We start from the raw sequence: 20740 nt of genomic DNA on the forward strand, positions 1-20740 counted from the left end.
TCAGATCGCTGTCCCCGGGCGCCACATCCAGCGCGCCGGATCGTCGAGGGCCCTGAAGCCCGACTTCTCATAGAGACCGTGGGCGTCAGCAGTGGACAGGACGATGCGGCGAGGCCCGAGCGGCTCGAGGGTCGCGAGCAACTGCTCGATCAGCGCGACGCCGACCCCGTCGCCGCGCACGGAGGCATCCACGAAGACGTCACACAGCCAGGCGAACGTCACGCCGTCTGTGATCACCCGTGCGTACGCGACCTGGCGTCCGGTCTCGGTGTCGTACACTCCGAAGTTCCTCGACCCGTCGATCGCGGCATCCTGGACCGCGCGCGATCGCCCCTCGGCCCAGTAGGACTCCTCGCTCAGCCAGCGGTGAACGAGGTCACGGTCGATGCGGGTGGAATCGTCGGAGAAGGCGTAGCGGCGCGTATCCATCCTCCGATCGAATCGTGGATCGGCGACGACTCGCGGCGAAACGCCGCGAGCGACCAGGAAGTGATCTGAAACTATCCCGCCAAGGTCGTTTCAGAACACTTCCTGGCCGCTCGCGACGGCCATCTGCTCAGTCGGCGCGGAGGCGGTACCTCAGCGACGCCAGCTCGGCGCGCAACGCCGGCGGAACCTTCGAACCGAACTGCCCGAAGAACTGCTCGGTCAGGTCGGCCTCCGCCTGCCACGAGACCGGGTCGATGGCGAACAGTTTCGCTAGCGCGTCCTCGGTCACGTCCGTTCCGTCGAGGTTGAGGTCCGAAGTGACGGGAATCCGTCCGATCGGCGTCTCGGTGGCCGGGACCTCGCCCTCGAGCCGACGGACGATCCACTCGAGCACGCGGGCGTTGTCGCCGAAGCCGGGCCAGAGGAAGCTGCCGTCGTCGTCCTTGCGGAACCAGTTGACCTGGTAGACCCGCGGCGCCCGGTCGAAGCGGAGCTTCTGTCCGATCCTCAGCCAGTGGGCCCAGTAGTCGGCCATGTTGTAGCCGCAGAACGGCAGCATGGCGAAGGGGTCGCGGCGGAGTTCGCCGACCGTGCCCTCAGCAGCAGCGGTCTTCTCGCTGGAGATCGTCGCACCCATGAACACGCCGTGGGTCCAGTCGGTGGCCTCGACGACGAGGGGCACGTTCGTGGCGCGACGCCCGCCGAACAGGATGGCGTCGAGCGGGACCGCGTCTTCCCAGTCCGAGGCGATCGCCGGGCACTGGGCGGCGGCGACGGTGAACCGTGAGTTCGGGTGGGCGGCAGGGCGGTCTGAATCCGGCGTCCAGTCATTGCCCTCCCAATCGATGAGGTGCTCGGGCGCCTTATCGGTGAGTCCCTCCCACCACACGTCGCCGTCGTCGCGGAGCGCGACATTGGTGAAGATCGTGTTGCCCCAGAGGGTCTCCACTGCGGTGACGTTCGTCGATGCACCGGTGCCGGGGGCGACTCCGAAGAAACCGGCCTCAGGGTTGATGGCCCACATGCGGCCGTCGTCGCCCGGGCGCAGCCAGACGATGTCGTCGCCGAGGGTCTCGACCCGCCAGCCGGGGATGGTGGGGCGGAGCATCGCCAGGTTGGTCTTGCCGCAGGCGGAGGGGAACGCAGCCGCCACGTGGTACTTCTTGCCCTCTGGCGAGATGATCCGCACCAGGAGCATGTGCTCGGCCAGCCAGCCTTCGTCACGGCCGATCACGCTGGCGATGCGAAGGGCGAAGCACTTCTTCGCCAGAATCGCGTTGCCGCCGTAGCCGGAGCCGTACGACCAGACCTCGCGGGCCTCGGGGAACTGGACGATGTACTTGGTCTCGTTGCACGGCCACGCCACGTCTTCCTCGTCCATGGCGAGCGGGGCGCCGACCGAGTGCACGGCCTTGACCCACGGCGTGCCGTCGGCGATGAGGTCGATGACGGCATCCGAGGTGCGGGTCATGACGCCCATCGAGAGCACGGCGTATGCGGAGTCGGTGACCTGGACACCGAGCTGGGACAACGGACCGCCGATGGGACCCATCGAGAACGGCACGACGTACATCGTGCGGCCGCGCATGCTGCCGGCGAAGACACCGTCGAGCTCGTCGCGCATCGATTGAGGCGACTGCCAGTTGTTCGTGGGCCCGGCATCCTCTTGGCGTTCGGAGCAGATGAACGTGCGGGATTCGACGCGCGCGACGTCGCTGGGGGCGCTGCGGGCCAGGTAGCTGTTGGGGCGCCACTCCGGGTTGAGCTTGATCAGCTTGCCCTCTGCCACCATCTGCTTCGTGAGCAGGTCGCTCTCGCGCTTCGAGCCGTTGCACCAGAGAACCCGGTCAGGCTGGGCGAGCGCGGCGATCTGGTCGACCCAGTCCCGCAGCGCTGAGAGCGGTGCGGATGCCTCGCCGGTCGGCGCTCCGACGACGTCCGCGTCGTGGTCCGCGTCTGAGTGCGTGTGCTGGCTGATCTCGGCGATGCTCATGTCCTCTGGGCTCCTCTGCTGTGGTGGCTTGAGTCAACGATGACGCATAAATCGCCAGAGATAACACGATGAGGGGCGTTAAGAATCGCCGTTCTTACGATATTGTTCAGGAATGAATCGAACGACGTCCGATCTGTCGACGCTGGGACATCGCATCCGTCATTTCCGGTCGGAGCGGTCCCTGACCCTGGACGAGCTCGGGGAGCGGGCAGGTCTCGCCGGCAGCCAGCTCTCGCTCATCGAGAACGGGAAGCGTGAACCCAAACTGTCCGCGCTGCAGGCGATCGCGTCGGCGCTCGATGTCGACCTGACCGACCTTCTTGCCGCCGAACCGCCGAATCCGCGCGCGGCCCTGGAGATCGAACTGCGATCTGCCCAGCGGAGTTCGCTCTACACGGAACTCGGCCTGCCGGCCGTGAAACCGAGCAAGGGCATGACCGACGACGCGCTCACCGCCCTCGTCGGGCTGCACCGGGAACTCCAGCGCAAGGCGACGGAGGCCATCGCCACACCCGAAGAGGCGAGGCGTGCGAACACCGAGCTGCGGGAATGGATGCGCGAACGGGACAACTACCTGCCGGAGATCGAGAACCTCGCCGAGGAGAAGATCAAGGCGGCAGGCCACGTCCGTGGCGCTGTCACCCACCGCACCGTGAGCATCATGGCCGAGCAGCTCGGGCTCAGCCTGATCTACGTCAACGACCTCCCCCACTCCGCACGCAGCGTCACTGACCTGGCCAACGGGCGGATCTACCTTCCGCCCGCGTCGATCCCCGGTGGGCACGGCCTCCGCTCGATGGCGCTGCAGGCCATGGCGCACCGGCTGCTCGAGCACACCCGTCCGACGAGCTACGCCGCCTTTCTCCGCCAGCGGCTCGAGATCAACTACTTTGCGGCGTGCTGCCTCATGCCGCAGGAGGCGGCGGTCGCGTTCCTCAGCCAGGCCAAACGTGACAAAAACCTCGCCGTCGAGGACTTCCGCGACGCCTTCGGCGTCACCCATGAGGCAGCCGCTTTGCGGTTCACGAACCTCGCCACGCACCACCTCGACATGCCGCTGCACTTCCTCCGGGTCTCAGAGGACGGCTCGCTCGCCAAGGGCTATGAGAACGACGGGCTCCCGCTGCCGATGGACGTCACCGGTGCGATCGAAGGGCAGATCGTCTGCCGCAAGTGGAGTGCGAGGAGCGCATTCGAGCGCACCAACCGCACGACGGAGCTATACCAGTACACCGACACGCCATCTGGCACGTACTGGTGCGCGACACAGACCGGAGCGACGAGCGCCGGCGAGTTCTCCATCTCGGTGGGCGTCCCGTTCAACCAGGCGAAGTGGTTCCGCGGGCGGGAGACGACGGCGAGGGCTGTGTCGACCTGCCCGGACCCGTCGTGCTGCCGCCGCCCGCCCGACGGCCTCGCCGCGCGCTGGCGCGACCAGGCCTGGCCGAGCGCCAGGCTGCACGCCCACATCCTCTCGCCGCTGCCCAGCGGAACGTTCCCCGGGGTCGACGACTCCGAAGTATACGAGTTCCTCGACAGGCACAGCGACGGCTGATCGCCGGTGCTAGTGTCGCGTCATGGCTGAACCGACACACGAAGAGAAGCGGCACGACCAGCTCACGAGCGCACCGGATGCCACCGAGGCAGACGCCGCCCCGCGGATCGAGGTCAGCGAGGGCGAGAACGGCGCGACTCGGATCGACATCGCCGACGACGCCCCCGTGCGGCCGAGCGACCCCACAGAGGACTGAAGCGACCCGGTCAGAACCTGAGACGGCCAGGCGGACGCATCCGCCCTCAAGAGGCGCCGAGCGCCCACATCGCGACGGCGCTCGCCGCTGCGACATTGAGTGAGTCGATGCCGTGCTTCATCGGAATCATCACGACGCTGTCGGATGCTGCGATCGCGGCATCCGTGAGCCCGTCGCCCTCCGCCCCGAGCACGAGTGCGAGGCGGTCGTGGTCGGCACTATGGACGTCTCGCAGGCTGACCGCATCCGGGGTCAGCGCGAGGGCGGCGACGTGGAAACCGTGGCGGGTGAGCAGCGCCCTCGTGTCGTTCCAGTCGCCGACCCGCGTCCACGGCACCTGGAGCACCGTGCCCATCGACACCCGGATGGCTCGGCGGTAGAACGGGTCGGAGCAGCGCGGGGTCACGAGGAGGGCATCCGCCCCGATTGCGCCTGCCGAGCGGAAGATGGCACCGACGTTCGTGGGATCGGCGACGTTCTCGAGGATGACGACGCGCCGGGCGCCCTCGAGCAACTGGTCTGGATCGGGGAGGGCCGGCCGGTGCATCGACGCGATGAGGCCGCGGTGGAGGACGTAGCCGGTCAGTTCGGCGAGAAGCTCGCCCGGTCCGACGAAGACGGGAACGTCGCTGTCACCGAGCAGGTCGAGCGCCTCGTCGACGGTCGCGCCGAGGGCGAGGACGGAGCGCGGCTGGTGACCGGCCCTGAGCGCCCGCTCGAAGACGAGGAGGGACTCAGCCAGGTAGAGCCCGTGCTCGGTTCCCCTGGCCTTCTTCAGGGCGACATCGGTGGAGTGGGCGTAGTCGGCGAGCCGCGGGTCGGAGAGGTCGGAGATCTCGAGAACGGGCACCTGGCGAGTTTACCGAGCGCTACCCGGCGGCCTCGACGAACGCGGGGAGCGTGCGGTGATCGAGGAACGTGGTCAGGGCGATCGACGATGACGCCCTGACGACAGACTCGACGCTGAGGACGGTGTCGAGGACGCGCTGGAGGTCGTCGTTGGAACGGGCCACGACACGGAGCAGGAGGTCGGCGGCGCCTGAGACGCTGTGGATCTCGAGCACCTCGGGGATCTGCTCGAGTTCACTCGCGGCAGGAGCGCCGAGACTCTGGGTGAGTTCGAGCGAGACGAACGCCGTCACGGGGAACCCGAATCGTGCGGGGTCGAGCTGGGGCGCAAGCGACGAGATCGCGCCTGAACCGATCAGCTTGTCTAGGCGGGACTGGACGGTCGCCCTGGCAACGCCGAGTCGTCTGCTCGCCTCGAGCACGCCGACCTTCGGCTCCTCGGTCATCAACGTGACCAGCCGCACATCGAGAGAATCGGGGGTCATGGGCCATCCCTTCGGGTCCGCTGCACAGTGTAGCGCGATCGGTCGGAGCCAGCCTGTTGCCGGACTAGGCAGACTGCGTGGTCAATCCGGCATTCATACACACAAACAGTACAACCTGACTGCGATCAAGGGTCTGGATTGCTCGGTTCCGGACGCGAGGCTAGTGTCGGCTCCACGGCACCGCACCGTCGCGTGCCGTCGGCCTGCCCTCCCGGGTGGGCGCGATCCGAACACGAGCAGGGACCTGGCATGACCACAGCACCCCTCCCGGACCCCGCAGACGTCCGCGTCGTCGACGACGACCTGCTGCGCCGCGCATACGAGCTGATGGTGCACACCCGCGCACTCGATGCGAACGCGGTCGCCTGGCAGCGACAAGGGCTCCTCCCCGCCTACCCGCCACTCAAGGGGCAGGAAGCCGCACAGGTCGGAAGCGTCCTTGGCGTCGACCTCACCGCAGACCTCCTCTTTCCGACCTACCGGGAGCTCGGCGTCGCCGTCGCCGCGGGAGTCGACCTTCCCGGCTACTTCGGCAACCACCTCGGACTGTGGAACGGCGGGCTCTACGACCCGGTCGCCTCCGGATTCGCGCCGATCCAGGCCGTCGTCGGCGGCAGCGTCCTCCACGCCGTCGGCTGGGCGCTCGGTCGCGCACTCGACGGGAAGGATGCCGTCGCGGTCGCCTACCTCGGCGACGGCGCGAGCTCGCAGGGCGACGTGCACGAGGCCATGAACTTCGCCGCGGTGCTCGACGCCCCCGTCGTCTTCTTCGTGCAGAACAACCGCTGGGCGCTCTCCGTCCCGCTGCACCGCCAGGTGGCCGGCGAATCGGTCGCCGCCCGGGCAGCCGGATACGGCATCCCTGGCCTGACCGTCGACGGCGACGACGTCGCGGCGGTCTACCAGGCAATGACCACTGCGGTCGAGCACGCTCGCTCCGCACGGCAGCCGGTCGTCCTCGAGGCGATGACTTACCGGCGCGGCCCACACGCCACGAGCGACGACCCCGGGCGCTACCGCAGCCTCGACGACGAGCGCGCCGCTGGACCGGACCCGATCGAGCGGCTCCGCGACAGGCTCACCACGACCGGCGCTGCGGATGCCGGCTGGTTCGCTGCGGTCGACACCGACGTCGCCGCGAAAGTCGAGGACCTGCACCGGGCTCTCGTCGCCGAGCCCCATCGCCCCGGCTCCGATCTGTTCGAGCACGTCTTCGTGTCATCGACCCCACAACTGGCCGCGCAGGAACGCCGCTGGCGAGAGGAGACCGACCGTGTCTGACACCCTTCTGGAGGCTCCCATGCCGACGACACCGACGGGCATCCGTTCGCTGTCGATGCAGCAGGCACTCAATGCCGCGCTGGCCGACGAGATGGCAGCGGACCCGCGCGTCCTCGTCTTCGGTGAGGATGTCGGAACACTCGGCGGCGTGTTCCGGGTCACGGACACGCTGCAGAAGCGCTTCGGCGACACTCGCGTCTTCGACACCCCGCTGGCCGAATCGGGCATCATCGGCATGGCCGTCGGTCTCGCGATGGCGGGCTGGCGTCCGGTGCCCGAGATCCAGTTCGACGGCTTCGCCTTCCCCGCGTTCGACCAGATCGTCTGCCAGCTGGCGAGGATGAACTACCGCAGCAGAGGCACCATGCCGATGCCGGTGACCGTCCGCGTGCCGAGCTTCGGCGGGATCCGTGCGCCAGAACATCACGGCGAAAGCCTCGAGGCGTACTTCGCGCACGTGCCGGGACTCAAGGTCGTCTCTCCGTCGAACCCGCACCAGGCGTATCACCTGCTCAGGCACTCGATCGCTGAGCAGGACCCGGTGATCTTCATGGAGCCGAAGGCGCGCTACTGGAACCCGGGAGAGGTCGACACAGAGCCCGGGAAGCTCGACGGCGCCCGGATCGCGCGGACCGGCCGCCACGCCACCCTCGTCGCATGGGGCGCCATGGTCGCGCGGTGCCTGCAGGTCGCCGAGCTCGCCGCCGAGGACGGTGTCGACCTCGAGGTCCTCGACCTGCGCTGGCTGAAGCCCATCGACGAAGCGGCACTCGCGGAGAGCGTCGGACGCACCGGACGCGCCGTGATCGTGCACGAAGCACCGCTCTCCGGCGGGCTCGGCGGGGAACTCGCCGCGCTCATCTCCCAGCACTGCTTCGGAAAGCTGAAGGCCCCTGTGGAACGCGTCACCGGCTTCGACGTCCCCTACCCGTCCGGCGACCTCGAGGACGAGCACATCCCCGACGTCGACCGCATCCTGTTCGGTGTGCAGCGGGTTCTGGAGTACGGCCGTGGCTGAGCGCTCCTTCCCGCTGCCCGACCTCGGTGAGGGCCTGATCGATGCCACCGTGCTGGAATGGCTCGTCGCCGAAGGCGACTTCGTCGAGCGGAACGCCCCTCTCGTCGAGGTCGAGACGACGAAGTCGGCCGTCGAGCTGCCGTCGCCGCTGAGCGGCACGGTGCTGCGGTTGCACGCAACGGACGGCGACACGGTGAAGGTCGGCGAACCGCTGATCACCTTCACCGTTCCTGACGCGGAGGCCGGGATCATCGGCACGGTGCCCGCAGAGAAGGCCGCCACCCGCCGCGTGCGGCTGGCTCCCCCGGAGTGACCAGTGACAGACGCGGCTGAACCGTTCGAAGCCGGCAGGGTCGAGCGGCCGGACGGGGTCGGCATCGCGTATCGGCGGTTCGGCGCGCCTGGTGACCCGCTCGTCCTCGCCGTGCACGGATTCGCGTCGACATCGACGCTGACCTGGGAGACCTCCGGCTGGATCAGGGGGCTGACCGCAGACGGACGGCAGGTTCTCACTGTCGACCTCCGCGGCCACGGCGAGAGCGACAAGCCGACGGATGCCTCCGCGTACGGGATCGGGATCCTCGTCGACGACCTCGTGGCCGTTCTCGACGGCGTTGCCGTCGACCCGGTGGACTACCTCGGCTACTCCCTCGGCTCGCGATTGGGCTGGGAACTCGCCGTTCGGCATCCGGAGCTTGTCCGGTCGCTCAGCCTCGGCGGCCTCCCCGCGACCGAGCCGCTGCTCGCGTTCGACGTGGCTGCGGCATCCGCCGACCTGGCCGGCGGGGAATCGGTCGCCGATGACGCCACCAGGTCTTTCCTGGCGATGATTGCCGCGCCGGGGAACGACGCGCCCGCACTGGTCGCCCTCGCCGCTGGGGTGCGCGTCAGCCCCCGATCGGATGAGGCTCCGGCCGTGCCGACCCTGCTCGTCACCGGCGACAACGACGACGTCGCCAGGGACGGGATCGGCCTCGTGGATCGGGTGGCGGATGGGCGGTTCGTCGCCATCCCGGGGCGCACCCACGTCAACACGGTGTCGGCGCGGGCGTTCAAGACGGCGACGCTCGAGTTCCTCGGCTCGCTCGACTGACGTCCTGCGCGCCGTCGGGTTCCGGCGGCACCGTGTCGAACTGCGGAGATTTCCGCGTCGACGACCGGGAATGGCCGTCAGACGGCCGTGTCAGCGAGTTTCTCCGCAGTTGGGGACGTTAGTCGGCGTCGCTCGCGACGAGGACCGCGCCCGCGTGACCCATCTCGGCGATGGCGGTGTCGCTCGTCTCCCTGGCGACACCGGCGATGAGATCGGTGAAGACCCGAACGTGTCTGCCGTGTTCGACGGCGTCCAGGACGGATGCCCGCACGCAGTAGTCGGTGGCGATCCCGGCAACGTCCACCTCGGTGACGCCGTGCTCGTCGAGCACCTCGGTGATCGTGGCGCCGTCAGACGCGCCGCCGTCGACGTGCCCGTCGAAGATCGAGTAGGCCGGCTCACCCTGCCCCTTCTTCACGTGCAGGGTGATCCTGGAGGTGTCGAGGGCCGGGTGGTATTCCGCTCCGGCGGTGCCTGCGACGCAGTGCACCGGCCAGGTGTCGAGGAAGTCCGGTTCCTCACCGGTCGGGGCGAAGTGCCCGCCGTTGTCGCCCTCCGCGTTGTGCCAGTCGCGCGACGCGATGACCACGGCGTAATCGCCGGCTGACCGCTCGAGGTAGCCGGTCAGGTGTGCAGCGACCGCCGCTCCCCCGTCGACTCCCAGCGCACCGCCCTCGGTGAAATCGTTCTGGACGTCGATGATGAACAGTGCCCTGGTCATGAGTGGCCTCCCCGTTTCCGCAGTCGTTTCAGGGTACCGCCGCGCTCGGTGCGTCGTCTGCCCCGCTGAAGCGACGCAGCCGCACGACCTACGAGACCAGCCGTTCGTGTGCGTTGGCGTCGGCCGGTTCGGCGCCTCGCTCCGGCCCGGCGATCGCGGTCCACACCGCGTCGAGGGAGAGCCCGAGGACGTCGGCGATCGCGGCGATGGTCGAAAAGGCGGGAGTCGCGACGCGGCCGGACTCGATCTTCCGAAGGGTCTCGGGCGACACACCGGCATCGAGCGCGGTCTCGAGCATCGAACGCTCTCCCCTGGCGCTCCGCAGCAGGGCGCCGAGGCGCTTTCCACGATCGACCTCTGCTGGGGTGTGCGGCAACCTGACCATGGCTCCGATTCTAGTACGGGATAGTTTGACCGGTATAGTTATTGGCGAACGAAAGGCGCCGCATGATCGAGATCCTCAACCCCGCAGAACTGGCCAGAGCGAGAGAGACAGGCGCCCTGGTCGCCGACATCCTGCAGACGCTGAAGAGCCGGAGCGCCGTCGGAACGAACCTCCTGGACATCGACAGGTGGGCACAGTCCATGATCGTGGAGGCCGGCGCGCAGTCCTGCTACGTCGACTACGAGCCATCCTTCGGGCGCGGGCCGTTCGGTCATTACATCTGCACCGCGGTCAACGACGCCGTGCTCCACGGGCTGCCGCACGACTACAGTCTGGCCGACGGCGACCTGCTGACCCTCGACCTCGCCGTCTCGCTGGGCGGGGTCGCCGCAGACTCGGCCATCAGCTTCGTCGTGGGCGACTCGAGGCCCCCGGAGAGCGTGGCGCTGATCGCGGCGACGGAACGCGCGCTGACCGCGGGGATCGCCGCAGCAGGGCCAGGGGCACGCATCGGCGACATCTCCGCCGCCATCGGCGCTGTCCTCAGCGAAGCGGGATACCCGATCAACACCGAGTTCGGCGGTCACGGCATCGGATCGACCATGCACCAGGACCCGCACGTTCCGAACACGGGGCGCGCCGGGCGCGGATACACGCTGCGCCCAGGACTGTTGCTCGCGCTGGAGCCATGGGTCATGGCGGACACCGCAGAACTCGTCACCGATGCCGACGGCTGGACGCTCAGGAGTGCGACGGGTTCGCGGACGGCGCACAGTGAGCACACCATCGCGATCACCGACGACGGAGCCGAGATCCTCACCCTTCGGAGGTCGTGAGAAGGGCGCTGGGCTCAGCTAGGTGTTGGAGAGATTGCTCCCACACCGGTAGAACGCGGTCGTGAGGGTGTCGATCGCGGTCCTGGCGTTGGCGCCGACGCGGCCGGTTGCGAAGATCGCGAAGATCAGGGTGGAACCGTCGGCAGCGTCGATGATCCCGGTGAGCGTGTATGCCGAGGAGATCGACCCCGACTTGGCGCGCACATGGCCCCTCGCCACCGCGTTGTCGCCGAAGAACCGGTTGGCGTAATTGAGGGTGCCTGACTGGCCCGCGACCGGCAGCCCGTCGCGGATGATGCCGAGCGTTCCCTCGCGGGCGTTGATCTTGAGGAAGAGCGAGGTGAAATACGACGGGGGGACGGCGTTGTTCCGGCTCATCCCCGAACCGTCGGCGATCCGCAACCCGCTCGTGGGAATTCCGTAGACCTGCAAAGCCTGCGGGATCGCCGTCGCGAGCGCGTCGATCGTGTTGCCGACGCCGAGTTCGATGGCGACATGCCTCGCGACCATCTCGGCCAGCGAGTTGTCCGAGGGGATGAGGAACTGGGGAATGAGGACGGACAGCGGCTGTGACGAGACGGATGCCAGTTCGGCAGCGCCGGCAGGAGCGGTCCCCTGTTCGATGGAGACGCCGCTGAAGTACTGGGCGAAGGCGGAACCCGCCCGTCCGATCGGGTCGTCGCCACGGCGGGAGAGGAACACCCGGGGGTCGGCGCGGTCCGCGTCGACCTGCAGTGCCGTGATGTGCGACAGCCAGCCGGTTCCGCGCTCGGTCGGTGGCCAGGTGTCCCCCCAGGTCTTGCCGCCGAAGTAGGTCGAGTCGAGCACGATCCGGGTGATCGGGGTGCCGGGGAACCGGGCCTCCCACGCCGTCTTCGCCTTCGCGGCGAGGTCGTCGAGGTGCGCCGCGCCGGTGTACACGGGCTCCTGGCCTGATGGCAGCCGCGAGAGGGTGAGGTCTCCGCCGCCGACGAGCACGATCGTGCCTGCCTCTGCACCCGCGACCACGCGGGTGGATGCCCGGAAGTCGGGGCCGAGGACGTTGAGCGCCGCTGCCGCCGTGAGAACCTTCATCGAGCTCGCGGTCTGCGAGGCGGTTCCCGCGTTCCTGTCGAACATGAGCTGGCCGCCGGCCGCGTTGAGCACCTGAGCCTGCAGTGTGCCGAACCTCGAGTCGCCGAGCAGCCCGGCCACCGAGCAGGTCCGCAGAGGAGTCGCAGCCTGTTCGATCGTCGAGACCGGGCGGGGCGGTGGTGTGGTGGGGGTCGGAGTGGGGGTGGCCGTCGGTGTCGGGGCGGCGGTCACCGCCGCCGGCGCTACGGTCGTCGCTCCGAGCGCGACGGCTCCTCCGCCGAGTACGGCGAAGGCCGCGGCCGAGGCGACGACGAGCCACGCCGTGCGGCGCCTGCCGAAGACCGCTCCGATGCCTGCCCTGCGGTGCGCTGTCGCGCGAGCGGGGGTATCGGCGCGCGCCGGAGCATCCGCCTCGATCGACGGACCGGTCAGCCCATCGTCGGCGGGATCGTCCTGGGGGGAGTCGCGCACCCGATGATTTTACCGGGTGCGCCCGTCGAGGTGACCTTCCGGGCTATTCGCCCGGGTACACCAGGCCGATCTGTCGGCGGATGTCGTCGAGGGTGCCTATGATCGACACCGTCTCGGCGAGCGGGAGAAGATCGGTTTCGAGCAGGCCCTCGGCGACGAGACGCTCGAGTTCGATCGCCTGGAACTGCATGCCTCGCCCGACAACCGTCGAGGTGTAGGTCTCGAGGACCTCGTCCGCGTTGTTGTAGACGGTGAACGAGGTCGGGGTGTACCAGACGGCGTCGATGTCGATGCGACCCTCGGAACCGATGATGCTCGCGACGTTGGGGCCGTGGGCGTTGCTCGCCGAGAACGTGGTGGCGATGCGGTCGTCGCCGTAGGTGAAGATCGTGGCGACGGCGGCGTCAGCCCCTGTCTCGCGGAACGTGGCGGATGCCGCGATCTGCGCTGGGGTCCCGAAGACCGCGTTCGTGAAGGAGATCGGGTAGATCCCGAGGTCCAGGAGCGCTCCACCGCCGAGCTCGAGCGCATTGAGCCGGTGGTTCGGGTCAGACGGGAGGTGCTGCGTGTGGTCGGCGACGACCGAGCGGAGCTCACCGATGGTGCCTTCAGCGAGGATCTCGCGGACCCGGGCCATGTGCGGCAGGAACCGGGTCCACATCGCTTCGAGCACGACGAGGCCGAGTTCCTGGGCGCGGGCGACGACGGCTTCGGCCTCCGGCTTGTTCAGCGTGAACGGCTTCTCGATGAGGACGTGCTTGCCTGCTTCGAGTGCCAGGAGTGCCTGCGCCGCGTGGAACGGGTGCGGCGTGGCGATGTAGATGACATCGACCTCGGGGTCGGCGACGAGCGCCTCGTAGCTCGAGTGGACATTCGGGACGTTGAATTTCTCCGCGAACGCAGTCGCGGTCTCGATCCGGCGGGAACCGACCGCCTGCACGGTTAAGCCCGCGAGGACGAGGTCGTTGGCGAATGCCTGGGCGATGCCGCCCGGCCCGAGAATGCCCCAGCGGAGCCCAGTTGTAGTCACCGGTTTAGACTACTGGCGACCACGGCTCGGAGGCCACATATGACAGCACACCCCGACGATCTCGTCGTCGCCCCGATCGGTGTCGCCGGTTTGGGCGCGCTCGTGGCCGGCGACCTGGCAGAGGCGTCCAGGATCACCGGTTACGACCTGCCCGATGAGTACCTCGACGCGAACACGTGGCTGTGGGAGCTGCGCCTCGAGCAATTGCAGGAGACGCCGGATGACGAACCGTGGGTGGCCTGGATCGTCGCGCGGGAGGACGACCGGCGGGTGATCGGGCGGTCAGGCTTTCATGGGGCTCCCGATGCCGACGGCATGGTGGAGCTCAGCTACTCGGTGCTGCCCGAGTTCCAGCGCCGCGGCTACGCGACGGCGATCGTCCGGCTCCTCGTGGATTACGCGAGGAAGCAGCGGGATGTCCGTGTGCTGCGGGCGTCGATCAGTCCGGACAACGCCGCGTCACTCGCCACGCTGGCGAAGTTCCCGTTCGTCCATGTCGGCGACCAGATGGATGAGATCGACGGCCTCGAGCTGGTCTTCGAGCTCCCTGTCGGCTGAGCCGTTCGGCTCACCGGCCGGCCGGTGACAGCTCGCGCGACGGTGAGCGCCGCGCGTCGGCGCCGGACGTTCGTCCCGTGCCCGCACGTGCAGCGCCGCCGCGCTGCGGTGATATCGGCCGGTGGGACGGGGCATCCTGTTGCGGCACAACGGCAGGCGGTGCTTTCGGCTTCGTCAGCGGCTGTGGTTCGCGCGTCGTGCCACCGCCGGTCATGAGGAACTGGGGTGGAAGCGACCGCTCGTAGAGCCCGTACACATTTTGCACGGCCTCCTCGACCGACCCCCAGTAGCCGACGAGCTCGCGGCGCGCCGGGTCTGCGTGCCAGGTCACGGCCCGGAAATACAGCTCGCGATCCGGGCCGAGCCGGAGCCGCCGCACGACCGCGATCGGTCCTGTTGCTGCCGAGTGCGTGACGACCCATTCAACGGGAGTGGTGACGTTGGAGAGGTCGGGCATGCCCCGACAGTACGTGCAGCGGCCGACATCAGGCGGGAGCCGTCAGCGGATCACCCACTCGAATGCCTCGGCCTTGCTTCGCGCTCCGGCTCGGGACCGTGACCGATTGGGTTCGTCCAGGGTCGACGTGATCTCTTCGCCGAGGCGGACGAGCTCGCCGAACCGGCCGGGGTTCAGCCACTCCGGGCGAAAGGCGAAGACGAGGTCCTCGGTTGCCGTGTTCCCCGAGGCGCCTGGGGCGAACGGGCAGCCGCCGAGTCCGCCGAGGGCCCCGTCGACGACGGTCGCTCCCCCGTCGGCGGCGGCAGCGGCGTTCGTCACTCCGAGCCCCCAGGTGTCGTGACCGTGGTAGACGACCCCCAGGCCTGGACGCCGTTGGGAGGCCAGCCCGACGCGACGCTCGACCTCGGATGGGTGTGCCTGCCCGAGGGTGTCGCACACGACGACGTCGACGGCGCCGTCCGTGCGCGGGTCGTCGAGGATGCTCGTGAACCGCTCGATCGGGATCACGCCTTCGAACGGGCAGGTGAAGGACGTGGCGATGCACAGCTGCACGTTCCCGTCGACGGCTGACGCCGCGGCGATGGCGTCGGGCATCGCGTCGAGGGACGTCGCGGTGTCGCGGCCGATGTTGGCGCGATTGTGGCTGTCTGATGCGGAGAAGCAGTACTGGAAGTTGCGTGCCCCTGCCGCTGCGGCCCGTTCGACGTGCCTGGGTGTCGCCACCCAGACCCACACCCTGGCGCGTTCCTCTTCGGTCAGCGCTGCAACGACGTCGAGCGTGTCAGCCATCGTCGGCACCAGGTCGGGCCTGGCCATCGACCCCACCTCGATCTGCTCGATCCCGAGCGCGAACAGCTCGCGGACCAGCTCGACCTTCCGCTCGGTTGGCAGATTCTTCCCTGCCAGTTGCAGGCCGTCACGCAGGGTGACGTCGCGGTACGCGATGCTCATCTCATTGCCTCCTCATAGGTGTCGATACGGTCGTCACTCCATCCCAGCTCGGAGAGGACCTCGCGGGTGTGCTCTCCGAGGTCCGGCCCGATGCTGCGGATCGGCTGCGATTGCCCGCCGAAGACGGGCACGATGCCGGGGAACCCGACGTTGGTGCGGAGCTGTTCGCCGTCATTGACGTCGAACCGCTGGATCATGTTGCGCGCCGCGTACTGCGAATCGCTCCCGACGTCTTCGGCCGTGTAGATCGGGCCTGATGGTACGCCCGCTGCATCCAGTTCCTCGAGCGCGTGCTCGCTGGAGCGGGTGACGGCCCACTCCGAGATCGCGGCATCCAGCCGGTCACGGGCGGCCCAGCGACCCTCGTTCGATTGCAGCGTCGGATCGTCGGCGAGATCCGGACGGCCGATCAGGGTCATGTAACGCTGGTAGATGGCGTCGCCGTTCCCGGCGACGACGATGCTCTTGCCGTCGGCACACAGGTAGGCGTTCGACGGGGCGATCCCCTGCATCCGTCCTCCCGTGCGCTCGCGCCGCACGCCGTACGCCTCCCAGTCCGGAACCAGCGACTCGGTGACAGACAGCATCGCTTCGTTCAGGGCGACGTCGATGGCCCTCTGCGAGAACGAGAGACGCTGGGGGTCTTCGGAATGGCGTTGCCGGTCGAGCAGCGACATCACCACGCCGAATGCGGCATAGATCCCCGCGATCGTGTCGCCGATGGACACCCCGGTGCGGCTGGGCGGTCGCCCTGGCTCTCCGACGAGTTCCCTGAATCCGCCGTAGGCCTCTGCGACCGCTGCGAATCCCGGCCGGTGCGAGAGCGGGCCGGTCTGCCCGAAAGCGGAGATGCGCGCGACGATCAGATCGGGGTTCGCGGCCTCGAGGGTCTGGTCGTCCAGTCCCCATTTCTCCAGCGTCCCCGGTCTGAAGTTCTCGAGCAGGACGTCAGAGGACCGGATGAGGTCGAGCACGATGTCGCGTCCCTCTTCGGTGCGCAGGTCGACGACCAGTGAGCGCTTCCCCCGATTGATCGTGCGGTAGAGCATGGATGTGTCGCCGGCGTACAGGCGCCACCGCCGGAGTTCGTCGCCGGTGCGGGGTCGTTCGATCTTGATGACGTCGGCGCCGAAGTCGGCGAGCATCCGTCCTGCGGTGGGCGCGGCGATGTAGTTGCCGAGTTCGACGACGCGGATGCCGCGGAGGGGGGAATTGTCGATCATCAGAGGAACACCGCCAGGATCAGGGTCATGCTCAGCGCGATGACCGATGCGAGGGAGACGCCGACAGTGACGGTTTTCAGGGCGCCACGGACGGACTGGTCGAGGAAGGTCTGGAGCAGCCAGAACGTGTTGGATGTCACGTGGATGCAGAAGAGCGCACCTGCCCCTGCCGCGAGCGCGATCAGGACCGGGTTGAGCCCCATGGTCGCGGCGACGGGGGCGATGATTCCTGCGGCGGTGATCGCCGAGAGGGTCACGGACCCGACGGCGATGTGCAGCACAGCGGCCATCGCCCAGACGACGAGCAGCGGCGCGAACGTGGTGGCCTGGAAGTAGCCCTGCAGGACGTCGCCGAGGTCGCCCTCGGAGATCACGGCGGCAAGCGAGCCGCCGATCCCGGTGAGGACGAAGATCTGTCCGCCGTCCTGGAAGCCCTTCACGAGCGACTTCTCGATGCGCTTCGTGCCGATCGCTGACCGCCCGATGAGTCCGGTGGCGATGACGGCGAGCAGGAGTGCGATCACCGGGCTTCCGAGGAACTGCATCGTCGGAACTTCTGCTCCGACGATCGTCAGGACGGCCTGTGCGGCGATCAGGAGGAGCGCGACGAGCATCGGGGCGAACAGCAGCATCAGAGGCCGCTCGTGCTCGGTCGTCGTTGTCGTGGACGAGCCGACGCCCCGTGGAACGCCTCCGAGCGAGGTCCGAACCGTCCCGGTGAGAGTGCGGTCGAGCGGTGTCGGCTGGTTCGGCGCGGATTCGCCGGCCATCGCGGCGACGGCCACCGGCGCCTCCACCTCCTCATCCCTGACGATGACCTCCTCGTCCTTCTCCGGGTTCCAGAACCCGAGCCGGAAGGCGATGCCCATGATGAGGATGGTCAGCACGACGGTGGGGACGACGACCGCGAATCCGCTGAGCATCATCACGCCAAGCGGCACGCCGAGCAGTCCGGCGAGCGCGACAGCGGCGAAGCCGGGGACCATGAGCACGATGCCGACCTCGAGCCCGACGGCGAAGGTCACGCCCATGATGCCTGTGCCGGCTTTGCCCAGCCGCGGCGCGATCCGCCGCGCCAGAGGGGCCGCGATCACGATCATGACGTCGATGAAGATCGTCTGGAGATACGTCGCGAAGGACAGCCCGAGTGCATAGGGGATGCCGCGCTTGCCGAAGACGCGCATGAGGCTCTCGACGAGCCTCGTGATCGCGCCCATCTCGTTGAGCATGGCGCCGATCAGGACCCCCCACGCGATGAGCAGTCCGGCCTCCATCATCACGTCGCCGAACCCCTGCGTCATGGTCGTGACGGTGTCGACGGGGCCGAGCCCGGTCAGCAGGCCGATGGCGGCAGCTCCGAGTCCGAGGGCGATGACGGGATTGATGCGGAACCGAACGATGACGATGACCACGGCGATGATCACGAGCGCGACGACGCCGAGTGTGTACCAGTCGGGCACGAGGACCTCCTTGTGAGTGCGCTTCGTTGCGCTTCTCACATCGTAAGCCAGTTCTCACAATTTGGGAAGACTTCGAGGAACGATGAGCCATAGGATCAAGCCATGAAGGAACAACCCCTCCTCGTGCTGGGGAAGATCGCCGCGATTCTCGACGCGTTCACGCTCGTCGAGCCCGTTCGGTCGGCAGCGGAGATCCGCGCGATCACGGGGCTGCCGACATCCACCACACACCGGCTTGTCGCGAACCTCGTCGACAACGGATTTTTGGATCGCACCGGTGACAAGTACCGGATCGGCGCGCGGATGGCCTACTGGGCCGGGCCGGCGGCGCGCAGCCGCGATCTCACCGAGATCCTCACCCCCCAGCTGAACGCCCTGCGCGATGAGACCGGCGAGACGGCGTGCTTTTTCCGGGCCGAACAGGGCACCCGCGTCTGCATCGGTCTCGCCGAGACCCGTCACGGCCTCAAGCAGGAGATGTACGTGGGCCGTCTGCAGCCGCTTCACGTGGGAAGCTCAGGCCGGGTGATCCTGGCCTGGAACGATGACCTTCTCGAAGAGGTCGCATCGGGCCCGCTCCCCCAGATGACCGGTGTGACCATCACCGATCCGGCCGTCCTGCGCCAGGTCGTCGCCGAAACACGGACGGCGGGGTACGCGATCACCGTCGGCGAGCGACTCGAGTCGGCGTCAGGCCTGGCCGCCCCGGTCTTCGACCCGCACGAAGCCCTGGTCGGTGCTCTCACCGTGATGGGACCGACCCTGCGGATGCCGCGCGAAGTCTGCGAGGGAATGGTCGACGCCGTCGTCACTGCGGCGGACGGCCTCACGGCAGCCCTCGGGGGTCGCAAGCCGTCAACGCCCGGCCTCGCCACCGTCTAGCAATGTCAGCAGGCCGCAGGAACCACAAAACCCCCTCCGGGGAGGGGGTTTGATGGAGCCGCCTGTGGGAATCGAACCCACGACCTTTTCATTACGAGTGAAACGCTCTGCCGACTGAGCTAAGGCGGCGCGTGATTCGCTGCTGCCCTGGGGCTGCTGCGACGCACAGCTATCGATCTTACCCGAGGTTCGGAGTGGTTACGAACACTCCGGATCCGCGTCGGGCACGGTGCCGCTGATGAGGTAATCGTCGACCACGTCGTTCACGCAATCACTGCCCTTGTTGTAGCCGGTGTGACCCTCGCCCTCGTAGGTGACGAGCACGCCGCTCTCCAGCTGGTCGGCGAGCGCTTCGGCCCAGATGTACGGTGTCGCCGGGTCGTTGGTCGTCCCGATCACGAGGATCGGCGCGGCGCCTTCGGCGTGGATCTCGTCGCGTTCGGCGCCGTCCGTGTACGGCCAGTTGGAGCATCCGATGTCGCCGTAGCTGAAGTACGGCCCGATCACCGGTGCGGCCTCTGCCAGTTGCTCGGCCTCGGCCGCCATCCGCGCCGGGTCGTCGTCGTAGGTGTAGTCAAGGCAGTTGTATGCGTTGAACGCCTCGGTCGAATTGTCGGCGTACGTGCCGTCTTCGTTGCGGCCGTTGTAGGCGTCTGCGAACGACAGCGCGTACTCGGCGTTGCCGTTCATCACGTCGGCGAGCATCTCGCTGAGCAGCGGCCAGCCCTGATCCGGCGAGTACAGCGGGTAGATGATGGCGGTGAGCAGGGTGTTTGCGCCCAGCTGGCGGCCGTCTCCGCTCGTGATCGGCGTCTCCCCCACGGATGCCAGCAGGTCACCGATCGTCGTCAGCGCCTTCTCCGTGCTGCCGGTGAAGGGGCAGTCGCTCGCGCCGATGCAGTCGTCGAGGTAGGCGCTCAGGGCGCTCTCGAATCCCTTCGCCTGTGTCTCGTTGACCTCGTAGTTGCTCGACGACGGATCGATGGCGCCGTCGAGGACGAGCCGGCCCGCCTTCTCCGGGTAGAGCTCGGCGTATGTCGCACCGAGGAAGGTTCCGTAGGAGTAGCCCAGGTAGTTGAGTTTCTTGTCGCCGAGGACCGCACGGAGCAGGTCGAGGTCACGGGCTGCGCTCACCGTGTCGACGAATTCGAGGGGGTCGCCGGTGTTCTCGGCGCACGCCGCGCCGAAGTTCTTCGCACTCGCGGTGACTTCGGCGATCCACTCGTCGCTGCCCCGCTCACCGTCGGCGATGCCGTAGAGGTACTCGTCCATCTCCTCGGGGTCGAGGCATTCAGCGGGGGTCGACCGGCTGACACCGCGAGGGTCGAAGCCGACGACGTCGAAGTTGTCCTGCAGCCGCGCGTCGGTCGCGTAGTCGACCGACTGCGACACGAACTCGAACCCGGAGGCGCCTGGGCCGCCGGGGTTGACCAGGAGGGAGCCGATCGGATTTCCGCCTGCAGGCTTTCGCACCAGTTCCAGCTCGATCTCGCCGGCTTCCGGGTTCTCCCAGTCCATCGGTGCTGTGGCAGTCGCGCACTGCATCCCGTTCTCGCAGCCCGACCAGTCGAGCTGCTGCTCGTAGAACGGGCGGAGGTTCTCGGCAACGTCCTCGCCGGTCGGCGTGGAGGTCGCAGCGGTCCCGTTCGCGGGCGGGAAGAACGCGGTGACGCATCCGGTGAGGGTGAGTGCCAGCCCGGCGGACAGTGCGAGAAGGGCCATCCGGGTGCGTCGACGGATGGTCGTGGTCTGGCTGGTCACGGAATAGTCTCCACTGCGTGGTCGGGGCT

General features: G+C 68.1%; 22 protein-coding genes and 1 tRNA gene. 9 read left to right on the top strand and 14 right to left on the bottom strand.

Annotated features, from left to right (window positions below):
* Entirely contained in the window at positions 1 to 429 is a 429-nt protein-coding gene (locus tag AC1M0F_RS08630; RefSeq protein WP_480237819.1) for a GNAT family N-acetyltransferase, read from the bottom strand.
* A gap of 127 nt (positions 430 to 556) precedes the next feature.
* The gene (locus AC1M0F_RS08635) at positions 557 to 2422 is read right to left on the bottom strand and encodes a phosphoenolpyruvate carboxykinase (GTP) (RefSeq protein WP_480237820.1); all 1866 of its coding nucleotides are present in this window, start codon (positions 2420 to 2422) and stop codon (positions 557 to 559) included.
* A gap of 112 nt (positions 2423 to 2534) precedes the next feature.
* Between AC1M0F_RS08635 and AC1M0F_RS08640 the strand changes: the two genes are divergently transcribed.
* The gene (locus AC1M0F_RS08640; protein ID WP_480237821.1) at positions 2535 to 3977 is read left to right on the top strand and encodes a helix-turn-helix domain-containing protein; all 1443 of its coding nucleotides are present in this window, start codon (positions 2535 to 2537) and stop codon (positions 3975 to 3977) included.
* Positions 3978 to 3999: 22 nt separating this feature from the next.
* Positions 4000 to 4173, top strand: a complete 174-nt coding sequence (locus AC1M0F_RS08645) for a hypothetical protein (RefSeq protein ID WP_480237822.1) — start codon at positions 4000 to 4002, stop codon at positions 4171 to 4173.
* A 46-nt stretch (positions 4174 to 4219) separates the two neighbouring features.
* On the opposite strand, the gene AC1M0F_RS08650 is transcribed toward AC1M0F_RS08645, so the two are convergent.
* Together AC1M0F_RS08650 and AC1M0F_RS08655 are read right to left on the bottom strand one after the other, a co-directional pair.
* A complete protein-coding gene (locus AC1M0F_RS08650) occupies positions 4220 to 5023 on the bottom strand; it encodes a TrmH family RNA methyltransferase (RefSeq protein ID WP_480237823.1) in 804 nt (267 codons plus the stop codon).
* A 19-nt stretch (positions 5024 to 5042) separates the two neighbouring features.
* Positions 5043 to 5507, bottom strand: a complete 465-nt coding sequence (locus AC1M0F_RS08655) for an Lrp/AsnC family transcriptional regulator (RefSeq protein WP_480237824.1) — start codon at positions 5505 to 5507, stop codon at positions 5043 to 5045.
* Positions 5508 to 5756: 249 nt separating this feature from the next.
* On the opposite strand from AC1M0F_RS08655, the gene AC1M0F_RS08660 reads away from it, so the two are divergent.
* The 4 genes from AC1M0F_RS08660 to AC1M0F_RS08675 are packed head-to-tail and all read left to right on the top strand — an operon-like array spanning position 5757 to position 8899.
* Positions 5757 to 6788 carry a thiamine pyrophosphate-dependent enzyme gene (locus AC1M0F_RS08660; protein WP_480237825.1) on the top strand — a complete coding sequence of 344 codons (1032 nt, stop codon included), beginning with the start codon at positions 5757 to 5759 and terminating at the stop codon, positions 6786 to 6788.
* Between the two features lie 19 nt (positions 6789 to 6807).
* The gene (locus tag AC1M0F_RS08665) at positions 6808 to 7806 is read left to right on the top strand and encodes an alpha-ketoacid dehydrogenase subunit beta (protein WP_480238439.1); all 999 of its coding nucleotides are present in this window, start codon (positions 6808 to 6810) and stop codon (positions 7804 to 7806) included.
* Entirely contained in the window at positions 7799 to 8119 is a 321-nt protein-coding gene (locus AC1M0F_RS08670; RefSeq protein WP_480237826.1) for a biotin/lipoyl-containing protein, read from the top strand. The genes AC1M0F_RS08665 and AC1M0F_RS08670 overlap by 8 nt, the downstream gene beginning before the upstream one ends.
* 3 nt (positions 8120 to 8122) lie before the next feature.
* The gene (locus AC1M0F_RS08675; RefSeq protein WP_480237827.1) at positions 8123 to 8899 is read left to right on the top strand and encodes an alpha/beta fold hydrolase; all 777 of its coding nucleotides are present in this window, start codon (positions 8123 to 8125) and stop codon (positions 8897 to 8899) included.
* A 118-nt stretch (positions 8900 to 9017) separates the two neighbouring features.
* Here AC1M0F_RS08675 and AC1M0F_RS08680 read toward each other — a convergent pair whose 3' ends face one another.
* Together AC1M0F_RS08680 and AC1M0F_RS08685 are read right to left on the bottom strand one after the other, a co-directional pair.
* Positions 9018 to 9620: an isochorismatase family protein gene (locus AC1M0F_RS08680; protein ID WP_480237828.1), complete on the bottom strand. Its 603-nt coding sequence runs from the start codon at positions 9618 to 9620 to the stop codon at positions 9018 to 9020.
* A gap of 88 nt (positions 9621 to 9708) precedes the next feature.
* Complete coding sequence (locus AC1M0F_RS08685) at positions 9709 to 10005, bottom strand: helix-turn-helix domain-containing protein (protein ID WP_480237829.1); 297 nt, start codon at positions 10003 to 10005, stop codon at positions 9709 to 9711.
* 62 nt (positions 10006 to 10067) lie between these two features.
* Between AC1M0F_RS08685 and map the strand changes: the two genes are divergently transcribed.
* Positions 10068 to 10841 carry a type I methionyl aminopeptidase gene (gene map / locus AC1M0F_RS08690; RefSeq protein WP_480237830.1) on the top strand — a complete coding sequence of 258 codons (774 nt, stop codon included), beginning with the start codon at positions 10068 to 10070 and terminating at the stop codon, positions 10839 to 10841.
* Positions 10842 to 10859: 18 nt separating this feature from the next.
* Here the strand turns inward: map and dacB are convergent, their stop codons facing one another.
* Entirely contained in the window at positions 10860 to 12386 is a 1527-nt protein-coding gene (dacB, locus tag AC1M0F_RS08695) for a D-alanyl-D-alanine carboxypeptidase/D-alanyl-D-alanine endopeptidase (protein ID WP_480237831.1), read from the bottom strand.
* A 43-nt stretch (positions 12387 to 12429) separates the two neighbouring features.
* Entirely contained in the window at positions 12430 to 13416 is a 987-nt protein-coding gene (locus tag AC1M0F_RS08700) for a Gfo/Idh/MocA family protein (protein ID WP_480237832.1), read from the bottom strand.
* Between the two features lie 39 nt (positions 13417 to 13455).
* On the opposite strand from AC1M0F_RS08700, the gene AC1M0F_RS08705 reads away from it, so the two are divergent.
* On the top strand, positions 13456 to 13974 hold the full coding sequence (locus AC1M0F_RS08705) for a GNAT family N-acetyltransferase (RefSeq protein WP_480237833.1): 519 nt from the start codon (positions 13456 to 13458) through the stop codon (positions 13972 to 13974).
* Positions 13975 to 13984: 10 nt separating this feature from the next.
* Here the strand turns inward: AC1M0F_RS08705 and AC1M0F_RS08710 are convergent, their stop codons facing one another.
* From AC1M0F_RS08710 to AC1M0F_RS08725, 4 genes are read right to left on the bottom strand one after another with little or no spacing between them, the layout of a single operon-like run.
* On the bottom strand, positions 13985 to 14431 hold the full coding sequence (locus AC1M0F_RS08710; protein WP_480237834.1) for a hypothetical protein: 447 nt from the start codon (positions 14429 to 14431) through the stop codon (positions 13985 to 13987).
* 42 nt (positions 14432 to 14473) lie between these two features.
* On the bottom strand, positions 14474 to 15385 hold the full coding sequence (locus AC1M0F_RS08715; RefSeq protein WP_480237835.1) for a beta/alpha barrel domain-containing protein: 912 nt from the start codon (positions 15383 to 15385) through the stop codon (positions 14474 to 14476).
* A complete protein-coding gene (locus tag AC1M0F_RS08720; protein ID WP_480237836.1) occupies positions 15382 to 16608 on the bottom strand; it encodes a CaiB/BaiF CoA transferase family protein in 1227 nt (408 codons plus the stop codon). The genes AC1M0F_RS08715 and AC1M0F_RS08720 overlap by 4 nt, the downstream gene beginning before the upstream one ends.
* Positions 16608 to 18068: a GntP family permease gene (locus AC1M0F_RS08725; protein WP_480237837.1), complete on the bottom strand. Its 1461-nt coding sequence runs from the start codon at positions 18066 to 18068 to the stop codon at positions 16608 to 16610. Before AC1M0F_RS08725 ends, AC1M0F_RS08720 begins: the two co-directional genes overlap by 1 nt.
* Positions 18069 to 18170: 102 nt before the next feature.
* Here AC1M0F_RS08725 and AC1M0F_RS08730 point away from each other — a divergent pair, with 102 nt between their 5' ends.
* Positions 18171 to 18950: an IclR family transcriptional regulator gene (locus AC1M0F_RS08730; protein WP_480237838.1), complete on the top strand. Its 780-nt coding sequence runs from the start codon at positions 18171 to 18173 to the stop codon at positions 18948 to 18950.
* 53 nt (positions 18951 to 19003) lie between these two features.
* Here AC1M0F_RS08730 and AC1M0F_RS08735 read toward each other — a convergent pair.
* Together AC1M0F_RS08735 and AC1M0F_RS08740 are read right to left on the bottom strand one after the other, a co-directional pair.
* A tRNA-Thr gene (locus AC1M0F_RS08735) sits at positions 19004 to 19079 on the bottom strand.
* A 69-nt stretch (positions 19080 to 19148) separates the two neighbouring features.
* The gene (locus AC1M0F_RS08740; RefSeq protein ID WP_480237839.1) at positions 19149 to 20711 is read right to left on the bottom strand and encodes an alpha/beta hydrolase; all 1563 of its coding nucleotides are present in this window, start codon (positions 20709 to 20711) and stop codon (positions 19149 to 19151) included.
* Between the last annotated feature and the right edge of the window lie 29 nt (positions 20712 to 20740).

This window comes from Mycetocola sp. Y719, from assembly GCF_056713205.1.

Coding starts and splice junctions, on each gene's coding strand:
- AC1M0F_RS08630 (WP_480237819.1), bottom strand. CDS start 429: ATGGATACGCGCCGCTACGCCTTCTCCGACGATTCCACCCGCATCGAC.
- AC1M0F_RS08635 (WP_480237820.1), bottom strand. CDS start 2,422: ATGAGCATCGCCGAGATCAGCCAGCACACGCACTCAGACGCGGACCAC.
- AC1M0F_RS08640 (WP_480237821.1), top strand. CDS start 2,535: ATGAATCGAACGACGTCCGATCTGTCGACGCTGGGACATCGCATCCGT.
- AC1M0F_RS08645 (WP_480237822.1), top strand. CDS start 4,000: ATGGCTGAACCGACACACGAAGAGAAGCGGCACGACCAGCTCACGAGC.
- AC1M0F_RS08655 (WP_480237824.1), bottom strand. CDS start 5,507: ATGACCCCCGATTCTCTCGATGTGCGGCTGGTCACGTTGATGACCGAG.
- AC1M0F_RS08660 (WP_480237825.1), top strand. CDS start 5,757: ATGACCACAGCACCCCTCCCGGACCCCGCAGACGTCCGCGTCGTCGAC.
- AC1M0F_RS08665 (WP_480238439.1), top strand. CDS start 6,808: ATGCCGACGACACCGACGGGCATCCGTTCGCTGTCGATGCAGCAGGCA.
- AC1M0F_RS08680 (WP_480237828.1), bottom strand. CDS start 9,620: ATGACCAGGGCACTGTTCATCATCGACGTCCAGAACGATTTCACCGAG.
- AC1M0F_RS08685 (WP_480237829.1), bottom strand. CDS start 10,005: ATGGTCAGGTTGCCGCACACCCCAGCAGAGGTCGATCGTGGAAAGCGC.
- map (WP_480237830.1), top strand. CDS start 10,068: ATGATCGAGATCCTCAACCCCGCAGAACTGGCCAGAGCGAGAGAGACA.
- AC1M0F_RS08705 (WP_480237833.1), top strand. CDS start 13,456: ATGACAGCACACCCCGACGATCTCGTCGTCGCCCCGATCGGTGTCGCC.
- AC1M0F_RS08710 (WP_480237834.1), bottom strand. CDS start 14,431: ATGCCCGACCTCTCCAACGTCACCACTCCCGTTGAATGGGTCGTCACG.
- AC1M0F_RS08715 (WP_480237835.1), bottom strand. CDS start 15,385: ATGAGCATCGCGTACCGCGACGTCACCCTGCGTGACGGCCTGCAACTG.
- AC1M0F_RS08720 (WP_480237836.1), bottom strand. CDS start 16,608: ATGATCGACAATTCCCCCCTCCGCGGCATCCGCGTCGTCGAACTCGGC.
- AC1M0F_RS08730 (WP_480237838.1), top strand. CDS start 18,171: ATGAAGGAACAACCCCTCCTCGTGCTGGGGAAGATCGCCGCGATTCTC.